The 12928-nt window shown below is 44.9% G+C and carries 13 protein-coding genes; 10 read left to right on the top strand and 3 right to left on the bottom strand.

Features of this window, described 5'->3' with window-relative positions; translation table 11 throughout:
• Positions 1-209: 209 nt before the first annotated feature.
• Positions 210-1337 carry a DNA polymerase III subunit beta gene (dnaN, locus tag I579_RS03920; protein WP_010752692.1) on the bottom strand — a complete coding sequence of 376 codons (1128 nt, stop codon included), beginning with the start codon at positions 1335-1337 and terminating at the stop codon, positions 210-212.
• Positions 1338-1505: 168 nt separating this feature from the next.
• On the bottom strand, positions 1506-2840 hold the full coding sequence (gene dnaA / locus I579_RS03915; RefSeq protein ID WP_010752691.1) for a chromosomal replication initiator protein DnaA: 1335 nt from the start codon (positions 2838-2840) through the stop codon (positions 1506-1508).
• A 713-nt stretch (positions 2841-3553) separates the two neighbouring features.
• Between dnaA and rpmH the strand changes: the two genes are divergently transcribed.
• The 4 genes from rpmH to jag all read left to right on the top strand — a co-directional run bounded on the left by rpmH (position 3554) and on the right by jag (position 5901).
• Positions 3554-3688: a 50S ribosomal protein L34 gene (gene rpmH, locus I579_RS03910; protein WP_010752690.1), complete on the top strand. Its 135-nt coding sequence runs from the start codon at positions 3554-3556 to the stop codon at positions 3686-3688.
• A 168-nt stretch (positions 3689-3856) separates the two neighbouring features.
• On the top strand, positions 3857-4192 hold the full coding sequence (rnpA, locus tag I579_RS03905) for a ribonuclease P protein component (protein WP_010752689.1): 336 nt from the start codon (positions 3857-3859) through the stop codon (positions 4190-4192).
• Between the two features lie 28 nt (positions 4193-4220).
• A complete protein-coding gene (locus I579_RS03900) occupies positions 4221-5048 on the top strand; it encodes a YidC/Oxa1 family membrane protein insertase (RefSeq protein ID WP_010752688.1) in 828 nt (275 codons plus the stop codon).
• Positions 5049-5127: 79 nt separating this feature from the next.
• On the top strand, positions 5128-5901 hold the full coding sequence (gene jag, locus I579_RS03895; RefSeq protein WP_010752687.1) for an RNA-binding cell elongation regulator Jag/EloR: 774 nt from the start codon (positions 5128-5130) through the stop codon (positions 5899-5901).
• A gap of 302 nt (positions 5902-6203) precedes the next feature.
• On the opposite strand, the gene I579_RS03890 is transcribed toward jag, so the two are convergent.
• On the bottom strand, positions 6204-6548 hold the full coding sequence (locus tag I579_RS03890) for a heavy metal-binding domain-containing protein (RefSeq protein ID WP_010752686.1): 345 nt from the start codon (positions 6546-6548) through the stop codon (positions 6204-6206).
• 256 nt (positions 6549-6804) lie between these two features.
• Here I579_RS03890 and mnmE point away from each other — a divergent pair, with 256 nt between their 5' ends.
• The 6 genes from mnmE to I579_RS03860 all read left to right on the top strand — a co-directional run bounded on the left by mnmE (position 6805) and on the right by I579_RS03860 (position 12911).
• Positions 6805-8202 carry a tRNA uridine-5-carboxymethylaminomethyl(34) synthesis GTPase MnmE gene (gene mnmE, locus I579_RS03885; RefSeq protein ID WP_010755028.1) on the top strand — a complete coding sequence of 466 codons (1398 nt, stop codon included), beginning with the start codon at positions 6805-6807 and terminating at the stop codon, positions 8200-8202.
• Positions 8203-8213: 11 nt separating this feature from the next.
• Positions 8214-10106: a tRNA uridine-5-carboxymethylaminomethyl(34) synthesis enzyme MnmG gene (mnmG, locus tag I579_RS03880; protein ID WP_010755027.1), complete on the top strand. Its 1893-nt coding sequence runs from the start codon at positions 8214-8216 to the stop codon at positions 10104-10106.
• 197 nt (positions 10107-10303) lie between these two features.
• A complete protein-coding gene (gene rsmG / locus I579_RS03875; protein WP_010755026.1) occupies positions 10304-11020 on the top strand; it encodes a 16S rRNA (guanine(527)-N(7))-methyltransferase RsmG in 717 nt (238 codons plus the stop codon).
• A 41-nt stretch (positions 11021-11061) separates the two neighbouring features.
• On the top strand, positions 11062-11826 hold the full coding sequence (locus I579_RS03870) for a ParA family protein (protein WP_010755025.1): 765 nt from the start codon (positions 11062-11064) through the stop codon (positions 11824-11826).
• Complete coding sequence (locus I579_RS03865) at positions 11816-12703, top strand: ParB/RepB/Spo0J family partition protein (protein WP_010755024.1); 888 nt, start codon at positions 11816-11818, stop codon at positions 12701-12703. Before I579_RS03870 ends, I579_RS03865 begins: the two co-directional genes overlap by 11 nt.
• 22 nt (positions 12704-12725) lie before the next feature.
• On the top strand, positions 12726-12911 hold the full coding sequence (locus tag I579_RS03860) for a DUF951 domain-containing protein (RefSeq protein ID WP_010755023.1): 186 nt from the start codon (positions 12726-12728) through the stop codon (positions 12909-12911).
• Positions 12912-12928: the final 17 nt, after the last annotated feature.

Below are 12928 nucleotides of genomic sequence, written 5' to 3'. Positions count from 1 at the left end.
GTCATTTTCGATAAAAGAGATACAAAATCGAAAAAACCCCTCAAAAACGATTTTAGAGGGGTTTTTTTAGGAATGGCTTTTTATGAAAGTATGACAGTTGTTTTTCAGTTTTTCTGAAAAAAGCGGCGAATCATAACAGATTTCGCCGCAAATCGTCTCCCTAATAGGCAGCAGTGCCTAAATGGCCACTGCTGCCATCTGAAACCTTCTTAGTTTGTTCGAACTGGGGTGATCAGTTGGATGAAGTCTCCTTGACCTTCCGCTGGTTCCAAAGTGAAGGGGCGCACTGGAGAAATAAACTTAATCGTGATGCTCATATCGCCAAATGCCCGTAAAGCAGCTTTCATGTAGTCTGGATTAAAGGAGATGTCCAATGGTTCTCCGGTAATTTTTTCATAGTTCAAGTCTTCTTCTACTTTCCCGACTTCTGGGGAATTGCCGTACAAGATGACATTTTCTTCTGTAATGGACAAGCGAACGATGTTGTTGCGTCCTTCATGGGATAGCAACGAAGCCCGTTCGATGGCCGCCAAGAAGGATGGCACGTTAAATTCAATTTCCGTATCGAAAGAAGTCGGAATCAAGCGATTGGTGTCAGGGTAATTTCCTTCCAGCAAACGAGAGTAAAAGAGCATGTTCTTCGTTTTGAAAAGAACTTGGTTTTCCATAATGCTGATTTCCACGTCTTCTTCTTTATCACCTAATGAACGGGAAAGTTCTACCAAACTCTTCCCAGGAATCACGATATTAAAGGCGCCACCTTGTTCCATGGGGATGATCCGTTGGCTTAGGCGATGGGAGTCAGTAGCCACGGCTAAAAGCTTTTGGTTTTCTAAAACAAAGTGAACCCCAGTTAAGATTGGCCGGCTTTCGTGTTGCGAAACTGCAAAGACCGTTTCACTGATCAATTGATTTAACAGTTCCACAGAAAGAGTCATTTCATTGGTGCGTTCCACGATTGGTAGATGAGGATAGTTGTCTGCATCCAAGCCATTCACGATAAAGTTTGCCTTCCCAGAAGTGATGGAAACTTGGTTGTTTTCGATGACTTCTAACGTAAATGTATCTTCTGGAAGTTTTCGAACGATTTCAGAGAAGAAGCGGGCTTGTAACACGATTGCTCCTGTAGAAGCGATGTCCATGCCGGCTTTTTCATTGTCTTTGTCCAAAATGGTTTCAATGGAAATATCGGCATTGCTACCAGTTAAGACTAAGCCAGATTCTTTTAGTTCAATTTTTACCCCAGTCAAAATCGGGATTGTGGTTTTGGTCGAAATTGCCCGTTGCACGGTAGCCAGTTCTTGAATGAAGACTGCACGGTTTAAAGTAACTTTCATGTTCGGGGAACACTCCTTTTTATTTGAATGATTTTAGGAAAATAAGTAATAGAGGTCGTAGGCTCTGTGTGAACAGTGGATAAGTCTCCTAAAGCTAGATGAACACTGAGTTATCCACTGTGGAAAACTTGTGGATAAAATAAAGCAAAGTGCGCTTTTTTTCCACAACTAGTTGAAGAGGAGATTTTTAATCTCGGATACTTCATTTTGAATCGTAGCATCTTTTTCCAGCAATTGTTGGATCTTTTCGTGGGCATGAATAACCGTGGTATGGTCCTTGCCGCCAAAATCCGCACCGATTTTCGGTAAAGAATTGTCCGTTAGCTCCCGGGAGAGATACATGGCGATTTGTCTAGGAACCACGATGCTTTTCACCCGTTTTTTGCCCTTGAGATCTTTTAAGGAAATGTGGTAATACTTCGCCACTTCCTCTTGAATCTGCAAGATGGACAATTGCGCGGCGCCACCGTTACTTTTTAAGGCTTTTAGGGACTCAGCCGCTAAACTAGTGGTGATATCGGCGTTGTTCATAGTAGCAAAAGCCTGCACCCGTACCAAGGCGCCTTCTAATTCCCGGATATTGGAGTCGATTTGACCGGCGATGTAGCTCAAGGTGTCATCAGGAATCTCCAAACGTTCCGCTTCGGCTTTTTTACGCAAAATTGCAATTCGGGTTTCCAAATCCGGGGGTGTGATGTCCACGGATAAGCCCCAAGCAAAGCGGGAAACCAAGCGTTCCGGCAATGTCGGAATCTCACTAGGCAAGCGATCACTGGTTAAGACGATCTGCTTGTTGTTTTTGTAGAGCTCTTCAAAAGTATAGAAGAATTCATTTTGGGTTTCGACTTTGTTTTCCAAAAACTGGATATCATCTACTAATAGTAGATCCACGCTGCGGTACTCTTTGCGAAATTCGTCCATTTTATTGTTCTGAATGGAGGAAATAAAATCGTTGGTGAAGTTTTCACTACTGACATACTTGATTTTGGCTAAAGGATTGTTTTGCAACAACTGATGACCAATCGCGTGCATCAAGTGGGTTTTCCCAAGACCCACACCACCATAGAAGAACAAAGGGTTGTAGATCGAGCCAGGTTCTTCCGCCACCACTAAAGCCGCCGCGTGGGCCATTTGGTTGCCTTTCCCAATGACAAAAGTATCAAAGGTGTACTTAGGATTTAAGACGGAATTATTCGGATCTGGTTTCGGAGCAGGAGGGGCCGCTTTTTTCGGGGCCACGGCTTGCTCTTCCAACTCTTCAGGGACAACACATTTTGGAATAATTTCTTGATCAAATAAGCGGAAACTGATTTCCACAAACTTGCCAGCAATGTGTTTGTTCCAATAATGGATGTGATAAGGGGTAGGGACTTCAATTAAAAGTTGATCGTTTTCTAAAGAGATCGGCTTACTGGGTTTCACCCAAGTTTCGAAGCTCAATTCATTTAAGACATTTTTTAAACTATCTAGCATCAAGGGCCAGATGGTTTCGATAGATTGCATAGCTGTCCTCCTCGCAGGCAATAGACGTTAGATAAAACGAGGATAGGGGGTTTTTACCAACAAAAACCCACAAGCCACCTATGATGATTGCGAAAAGCTGCATCAAAATAAGAGGCTCGAGTTCCATAACCTTTTTAAATGTACTCCTAATTTATCACGTTCACGAAAAGTTTTCCACAGATTACGTTAAAAAAGCAGAGAAGAAAAAATGAGATTGAAAAGTATCCACAGGTGTGAATAACTAGGTGAAAGGGAAATCACAAGAGGGAAAAAAGAAATCCACAGGGACTAAAAAAATGGGGATAATCGCTCTTTTCCCAAAAGTAATCCACAAGTAGATGGGAAATAGTCTATCTGGTATATCAGCGTTCGTTGCACTTTTCCACATGAAAAATATTGATTGTGGAAAACTTTTCCAACCTGTGGGTATTTGGGGAAAACCGGTGAAAAAGATTGTGTGAAAAAAATGAGCCCAAAAAATTATCCACAATGATTTACAAGCAAAAAAAATGCTTGTGGATATCTTTTTTGCGGAAAAATGGCAGCAGAAAAAAGCCGTTTTTCGCCAAAAATCTGTGGAAAACTCATTTAACAGAGGACAGAGGATTTTTGAGGGAATGAAAAAACAATTGACAAAGTTGTAAGTTACTAGGTATACTATCAAAGTATGTCTGAAGTAAAAGAAGAATCGACTCTTATGGAGGTGGACAATAATGAAAAGAACTTACCAACCAAACAAACGTAAACGCCAAAAAGTTCACGGTTTCCGTAAACGTATGAGCACTAAAAATGGTCGTCGTGTGATTGCAGCACGTCGTCGTAAAGGACGTAAAGTCTTAGCTGCTTAAGCCACTGGACCCCAGTGGTTTTTTCTTTGGCCAAATCAACTGGCAGTCCTTCCGAATTCAACGGGAGAGGCTACCAGTTTTTTTGTATTTAACAGATGAAGTGAAGCGTCATAATATGGTATGATTGGAAAGTGAGTAAACGATTTTAGAAGAAATGAAGGATCTGTCATGAGAAAGGCCTATCGTGTTAAAACTGAAGAAGATTTTCAACGGGTTTTTCATAAAGGAGAATCCTGTGCCAATCGCAAATTTGTCGTTTACCGTTTGGCAAAGCCTGGACAAGCGCATTTTCGCGTGGGGCTTTCCGTGGGCAAAAAGGTGGGGAATGCGGTAATGCGCAATCGGGTCAAACGCATGCTGCGGGCCTCACTGCAAGAACTTGCCCCAGCCATCGAGGCAGAGCTAGACTTTATCGTCATCGCTCGGCCCTCTGTAAGCACTTGTGATAGCAAGGAAGTCATGCAAAATCTCCAACATGTCTTAAAGCTCGCAAAAATAATTTAATGTCATTTGGTAAAGGGGAATTCGTCCATTGAAAAACAAAAAACGTATTATCTTAATGGCGGGGATGCTGGCATTAGTCGTCGTCTTGTCTGCCTGTGGTCGAGGAGAGGTCACTGCTCAAAGTGAGGGCTTCTGGGACCGTTACATCGTCTACAACTTCGCTCAAGCGATTAAAGCACTATCCTTTGGCAATGCTGGGATTGGGATTATCTTATTTACACTAATCATCCGAATCATTCTCTTGCCTTTAATGCACTTCCAAAACAAGAGCATGCGTAAGACCCAAGACTTGCAACCACAATTAAAAGCTTTGCAACAAAAGTATTCTTCTCGGGATCCAGAAACACAACAACAATTGCGGGATGAACAACAACGACTTTACGCCGAAAATGGGGTCAACCCGTACATCGGCTGTCTGCCAATGCTGGTGCAAATGCCGATTTTGATGGCACTGTGGCAATCCATTCAACGGACACCAGATTTGACCCAAGGGAAATTCCTCTGGTTGGAACTAGGTAGTCGGGACCCGTACTTCATTTTGCCAATCTTGGCGGCAATCTTTACCTTCTTAAGTACCTACCTTTCTAGTATGAGCCAATTGGAACCTAATCCAACTACGAAGATCATGAACTTCGCCATGCCATTGATGATTCTATTAATGGGGATCAACTTGGCCAGTGGTTTGTCCTTGTACTGGGTAGTCTCCAATGCGTTCCAAGTAGTTCAAACTTTATTGATCAACAACCCATTCAAGATTCGTCGGGAACGGGAAGAATTGGCCCGGATTCAACGGGAAAAGGAACGGAGCTTACAGAAAGCTTTGAATCCGAAGAAAAAACGCAACAAAAAACGCTAATCGCTTTTAGAAAAACTGCTGTCTTTTAGATGGTGGTTTTTCTATACTATAAATAAGGATACTAAGGAGGTAGATAGCGATGCCAATTTATGAAGGCAGTACCGCAGCAGAAGCGATTCAAAAAGGGCTGGCGGCTTTAAACATCACCAAGGATGAAGCGGTGATTGAAGTATTGGAAGAAGCCAAAAAAGGCTTTTTGGGTATGGGGAAAAAGAATGCCCGGGTTTCCATTGAACCTTCCGTAACAGAAGAAATCAGTGAAGCAGTCACGGAAACCGTGGAAGAAGTCATAGAGGAAGCACAACCAGTGGCCCAAGTGACGGTTACCGAAACGCTGGAAACACCAGAACCCGTAGCAGAACCAAGCATTCAACAAGTTTTGTCCGAATTAGACGACGAGGCGGCTTTGACCCAGCTGGCTTTGTATTTGACGAATATCACCAAAGAATTAAATGCCCCGGCACTGGTTAAGATGGAACGCCAAGAAAATCTAATCGTCTTTCAATTAGACACACAAAAACAAGGGGTGCTGATTGGCAAACACGGTAAGATGTTAAATGCTTTGCAGTATTTGGCTCAAGTCTTCATTCACCGGGTGGCAAAAAACAAGCTTTCCGTAGTGGTGAATGTAGGGGATTACCGTCAAAAACGGCAAGCCATCTTGGAACGTTTGGCTCAACGTACTGCTGAGAAAGTCAAACGTACTGGACAACCGGTCTTTTTGGAACCAATGCCGGCTTTTGAACGAAAGCAAATTCATTCGGCTTTAAGTAAAGACGACGCCATTCAGACCCATTCGGAAGGTGACGAACCTTATCGTTATCTCGTAGTGGAGCCTGTCCGGAAATACTAAAATAAAAAAGGAAGTCGCAAGTAAAATTGCAACTTCCTTTTTTTGTAGGTTTTCGAAAAAAAACGAATGGGAAAAAGCTTGTTGTAAGGGGGCTTTGGCTCAAGGGAAAGCCCATGGTTCCGGGAATTTGCGGTGGCTTTTCCCCTTAGAATCTGATTGACATCCCTGTTAAATCCAAGTATAGTCTAGTAGAAATCATTCTTATCAAAGAAACTCCCTCAAGGATTCTTCTTTGATCGGAAAACCTCTGTTGCCAGCCATACAACGGGGGTTTTTTGTTGCCTTAAAAGTTAGACGAAGCATTAACCGCCGATTGTGGACTGGATGAATTGGACCACCGTGCCGTAAGCAAAAATTTGTGAGTGGGTCTGGCCATTTTCCGTATGGTGTTCGTGATCGAAGTGACAGTTAATCACCGCGTCGGCGCCGTAACGGGCGGCTTTTTCTTGGAGATGAACTTTGGCAGCATCCATGGCTTCATCCACGTTGACCTCAGCATCAAACAAATCCACGGTGAATTTTTCCGCTACATAGATCACGTCGCGAACCACATAGCTGCGATTGATATTCCCGGTGGAGAGGATGATCTCCTTCATTCGCCGAGCTGCTTCTTTTCCTTCATCGTACTTATCATCAAAACGTCGCATCGTACTCAACTCCTTTTCTCTTAGCCTAATTTTACCGTCTGAGGCTTCTTTAAGTAAAGCTAAAGGGTCTCGAGATTTGGGAAAAGGAGGCTTGCGGACTGGTAGGAATTGTGCTAAATTAGGAAAGAATTTAATAGCGACCAGCAGTCAAAGTGCAAAGTCAAATCAACAGCCGAGTTCCGGATTAGGAGGTCGGTGGCTTGGTGGGGCAGAGGCACTTTTTTTATTGGATTTTTTTAGAAAAGGAGCAAGTTTCATGGCTGAAATCACACAAGAATTTGATACGATTGCCGCAATTTCCACGCCACCTGGTGAAGGGGCGATTTCCATCGTCCGCCTAAGTGGGGATCAAGCAGTGGCCATTGCGGATGGAATCTACCACATGGGGCAAAAGCGCCTCACGCAGGTGCCTAGCCACACGATTCATTACGGACACATTGTAGACCCGAAAAATGAGAAGACCTTAGACGAGGTCATGGTCACCGTGTTGCGAGCACCGAAGACCTTTACGAGAGAAGACATCGTAGAGATCAATTGCCACGGAGGCATGGTGGTCACCAATCAAATCTTGCAATTGGTCTTGCGCTGTGGGGCGCGTCTAGCCGAACCGGGGGAATTTACCAAACGGGCCTTCTTGAATGGTCGTATGGACCTATCCCAAGCAGAAGCGGTGATGGATTTGATTCGGGCCAAGACGGATAAGGCCATGGACTTGGCTTTGACCCAGTTAGACGGCAACCTCTCTCATTTGATTCGCAATTTGCGCCAAGAAATCTTGAATACTCTGGCGCAAGTGGAAGTCAATATCGACTATCCGGAATATGATGATGTGGAAGAGTTAACCACGAAATTACTATTAGAAAAAGCCCAAGAAGTCCAAGGACAAATCGATGGCTTGTTGCAGACAGCACAACAGGGAAAAATTTTGCGGGAAGGTTTGAGCACCGCTATTATTGGCCGGCCGAATGTGGGCAAGTCCAGCTTGTTGAACTATTTATTAGATGAAGAAAAAGCCATTGTGACGGAAATCGCCGGGACTACCCGAGATGTGATTGAAGAATACGTCAACGTGCGGGGAGTCCCTTTGAAATTAGTGGACACTGCCGGGATTCGGGAAACCGAGGACATCGTGGAGAAAATCGGCGTGGAACGCAGTAAAAAAGCGTTAAACGAAGCGGATTTGATCTTATTAGTCTTGAACCAAAGCGAACCTTTAGCGGACGCGGATCGTCAGCTGTTACGTGCGACGAAAGGCAGCAAACGGATCATTCTTTTGAACAAAACCGATTTGCCACAGGCTTTGAATATGGCAGAAGTGGAGGGACTGACAGAAGATAGTGAAGTCTTTGCCATCTCCGTGCGGGAAAAATCTGGCTTGGACCAATTGGAAAACGCCATTGCTGCGTTGTTCTTCGCCGGGGGAACCGGGGAAAAAGATGCTTCTTATGTGTCTAATTCCCGCCATATCGCCTTGTTGGAAAAATCCTCTCAGTCACTAGGGGAAGTCGTTACCGGAATCGCAGCGGGGATGCCCGTGGACTTGGTGCAAATCGATATGACCCGTTGCTGGGATTATCTAGGTGAAATCGTCGGGGACAGTGTCCAAGACGAGCTGATTACCCAATTGTTTAGTCAATTTTGTTTAGGAAAATAAAGGAGCAAAAAATGGAATATCAAGCAGATTCATACGACGTAATCGTGGTGGGAGCTGGTCACGCTGGTTCCGAAGCCGCCTTAGCCAATGCCCGCATGGGAAACAAAACTTTGTTATTGACGATTAATTTGGACATGGTTGCCTTTATGCCTTGTAACCCTTCTGTTGGGGGACCGGCTAAAGGGGTCGTAGTTCGAGAAATCGATGCCCTAGGTGGGGAAATGGCGAAAAATATCGACAAAACCTACATTCAAATGCGCATGCTAAATACCGGGAAAGGTCCGGCAGTGCGCGCATTGCGAGCCCAAGCGGACAAGAAAAACTATGCTTCTACCATGAAGCAAACCATTGAAAAAGAACCCAACTTAACCTTGCGTCAAGGTCTAGTGGAAAAATTAATCGTAGAAGACGGCGTGTGCCAAGGGGTCGTCACCAATACTGGTGCTCGCTACAGTGCCAAGGCCGTGGTGATTACCGCAGGGACCGCACTTCGAGGAGAAATCATTATTGGGGAATTGAAGTATTCTTCCGGTCCGAATAACTCCCAACCTTCCGTGGGCTTAGCGGATAACTTGAAAGAACTCGGTTTGGAAATCGCCCGCTTTAAAACCGGAACGCCGCCGCGGGTAAAATCTTCTACTATTGATTACACGGTGACGGAGATTCAACCGGGAGACGAAACGCCAAATCACTTTAGTTACAGCACACCGGATGCGGCCTATAAAACCGATCAAGAACCTTGCTGGTTGACCTATACCAATCCTGGCACCCACGAAATCATCCAAAAAAACCTTCATCGAGCACCGATGTTTACCGGTATCGTGGAAGGGGTGGGCGCTCGGTATTGCCCTTCCATTGAAGACAAAATCGTGCGTTTTGCCGATAAAGAGCGGCATCAACTCTTCTTGGAACCAGAAGGTTTGGACACAGAAGAAGTCTACGTCCAAGGCTTGTCTACTTCCTTGCCAGAAGATGTGCAAGTGGATGTTTTGCGTTCGATTGCCGGTTTGGAACAAGTGGAAATGATGCGTACGGGTTATGCCATTGAATACGATGTGGTAGTCCCTCATCAATTGCGCCCAACCTTGGAAACCAAAGTCATCGAAAACCTCTATACCGCTGGACAGACCAATGGGACTAGTGGCTACGAAGAAGCAGCGGGGCAAGGTTTGATTGCCGGGATCAACGCCGGCTTGAAAATCCAAGGGAAAGATCCGTTGATTTTAAAACGTAGCGATGGCTATATCGGTGTAATGATCGATGATTTGGTTACAAAAGGTACCCAAGAACCTTATCGTCTCTTGACCAGTCGTGCGGAATATCGCTTGCTCTTGCGTCATGACAATGCCGACCTGCGCTTGACGGAAATGGGCCATGCCATTGGCTTAGTCAAAGACGACCAGTATCAAATCTTTTTGGCTAAGAAACAAGCCATCGAAACAGAAATCAAACGACTTCAAAACTTGCGCTTGAAACCAACGGCAGAAATGCAAGACTTCTTGGCAGCGAAAGGCGCACCGGCTTTGAAAGACGGGGTTTTGGCCGCGGATTTCTTGCGTCGACCAGAAGTCACCTATCAAGACTTGTTGCAGTTTATCCCTGCCGTGCCTGAATTAACGGCAAAAGAAATCGAACAAGTGGAAGTTCAATTGAAATACGAAGGCTATATCAAAAAAGCCATGGAAAAAGTCGAGAAATTGAAACGCATGGAAGCCAAACGCATTCCGGAAAACATCGATTACGATGCCATCAATGGTTTGGCCACAGAAGCCCGGCAAAAATTGAAAAAAATTCAACCGGAAACCATCGCCCAAGCCAGCCGAATTTCCGGGGTAAACCCTGCGGACATCAGCATTCTGATGATCTACGTGGAACAAGGCAAGATTGCCAAAGTGGAAGCGTAAAGCCTGGAAAATGCCGGAAAGAGCACGTTTTAGCGAAAGCTAGGGCGTGCTTTTCTGTGATGAAAATTGTTTCATGTGAAACAATGCCTTTCCATTGCAAAAACAGGTCTAGGCATTGCGAAATCAGTCATTTTGCGTTAAAGTAGAGAAAGCTGTGAAACATTTTGAAGTTTGTTTCACAATAGAAAGGAACGCCTATGTACCCTGAAGAATTTCGAAAACAATTACTGGCCGAGGACATTGCGCTCACGGATCAGCAAATGGCCCAATTCGATATGTATTTCCATTTATTAGTAGAGTGGAATGAAAAAATGAATCTCACCGCCATTACGGAGGAAAAAGAGGTCTATTTGAAGCATTTTTACGATTCTCTTTTGGTCGGGTTGAAAATGGCCTTAAATCCTCAAGCTGCGATTTGTGATGTGGGCTCCGGCGCGGGTTTTCCTAGTATTCCTTTGAAGATTTTGTATCCGGAGTTGTCCGTGACCATCGTGGACTCTTTGAAAAAGCGGATCACCTTCTTGCAGGAATTAACCGATCAATTAGGGCTCACTAATGTGCACTTGTATCACGATCGGGCGGAAACTTTTGGCCAAAATCCTGCATTTCGGGAGCAATTTGACTACGTGACGGCTAGAGCGGTGGCTCGGTTGAATGTTTTGGCGGAACTCTGTCTGCCGTTGGTGAAAAAAGATGGTTACTTTTTGGCGCTAAAAGCGGCTAAAAGTGACGAAGAGCTCCAAGAAGCCAAGCCGGCGATTGCACAATTAGGGGGCAAATTCATCGAAGAAAAGACGATGGCGCTACCTTTATCCGGAGACGAACGGCATCTTTTGGTGATTCAAAAGAAAAAAGTCACGCCTAAAAAGTACCCTCGGAAACCGGGATTACCTAATAAACAACCGATTAAATAAGAGAGCATCGACTGTTCTCAGGAAAAATCAAGGAGGCCCCTATGGCACGAATTATTTCGGTGGCAAACCAGAAGGGCGGCGTGGGGAAAACCACCACTACCGTCAATTTAGGCGCTTGCCTGGCATTTGAAGGAAAAAAAGTTTTATTAGTTGATATTGATGCACAAGGAAACGCCACCAGTGGCGTGGGAATTCGTAAACCGGATGTGGTAAAAGATATTTACGACGTCTTGGTCAATGAAGAGTCCATTGAAGAAGCGATTCTCCCAAGTAGTCGGGAAGGCTTGGATATCGTTCCGGCGACGATTCAGTTGGCCGGAGCGGAAATCGAATTGACGTCCATGATGGCTCGGGAATCCCGGCTGAAATCGGCTTTGGAAGAAATTCGCGATCGTTACGACTTTATTTTGATCGACTGCCCACCATCATTAGGCCACTTAACCATCAATGCTTTTACGGCCAGTGATTCGATTTTGATTCCAGTACAGTGTGAGTACTACGCCTTAGAAGGTTTAAGTCAGTTATTGAATACCGTGCGTTTGGTGCAAAAGCACTTTAATCCTGGCTTGAAAATCGAGGGGGTCTTATTGACCATGTACGATGCCCGGACGAATTTAGGTGCCGAAGTGGTGGAAGAAGTCCGTCGTTATTTCCAAGAAAATGTCTACGATACGATTATTCCGCGGAATATCCGCTTGTCCGAAGCGCCTAGTCATGGACTTTCCATCATTGATTATGATCCCAGCTCAAGAGGAGCCCAAGTCTACTTGGCTCTAGCAAAGGAAGTGTTAGCCCGTGAAAAATAAAGGAAAAGGCCTTGGCCGTGGGATTGACGCCTTGTTTCAAGATTTCAAAGATCTCGAAGACGTGGATGTGAAGATGGAAAAGGTGGTAGAAATTCCTTTAAGTGAATTGCGCCCCAATCCATATCAGCCCCGGAAGACCTTTGAGGAAGCTTCGTTGCAAGAATTGGCTTCTTCGATTTCCCATTCCGGTGTCTTCCAACCGATTATTGTCCGCAAGTCGGCAGTGAAAGGCTATGAGATCATCGCTGGTGAACGCCGTTTCCGAGCGTCCAAACTGGCTGGAAAAGAAACGATTCCGGCGATTATTCGGGAGTTTGACGAAGAGGCCATGATGCAAATCGCGGTCTTGGAAAACTTACAGCGGGAAGACTTGACTCCATTAGAAGAGGCCGAAGCTTACGAGATGTTGATGAAGAATCTCCAATTGACCCAAGCCCAAGTGGCGGAGCGTTTAGGCAAAAGCCGTCCTTATATTGCTAACTACCTACGGCTTTTGACCTTGCCAAAATTAGTCAAGGAAATGGTCCAAGACGAGCGTTTGTCCATGGGCCAAGCCCGGACCCTGTTAGGTCTAAAGAATAAGAATCAAATCTTGAAACTAGCCAATCGTTGTGTGAAAGAAAGCTTAACCGTGCGTCAATTGGAACAGCTAGTTTCCGCCATGAACGAGAAAAAAGACGTGAAAAAACCGGTGCCTACCCCGAAAGAAAAACCCTATTATTTGCGAGAAGGGGAAGAGCGCTTAATGGACAAATTCGGCACCAATGTAGCCATCACGGAAAAAGATGGCAAAGGCAAGATCGAAATCGAGTACTTGTCCCAAGCCGATTTGACCCGAATTTTGGATATTTTGCACATTCAATTTGACGAAGCCTGATGAAGAGCATAGGAGGATGTCTATGTACGATCTAGGGGATATCATCGAAATGAAAAAGCCTCATGCTTGTAAAGCCAATCGCTGGCAGATTATCCGCATGGGCGCAGACATTAAAATCAAATGCACGAACTGTGGTCATATTGTGATGCTGACCCGCCGTGACTTTGAAAAGAAAATGAAGAAAATTTTGGAGAAAGCCGAAGCTTAAGCACTCGGCAAGCTCCC

Source organism: Enterococcus asini ATCC 700915 (genome assembly GCF_000407365.1).
In the GTDB taxonomy this organism is placed as follows: Bacteria; Bacillota; Bacilli; order Lactobacillales; family Enterococcaceae; genus Enterococcus_C; species Enterococcus_C asini.
Note: the sequence above shows the minus strand (reverse complement) of the source record. Positions and strands in the feature narration are given on the sequence as shown.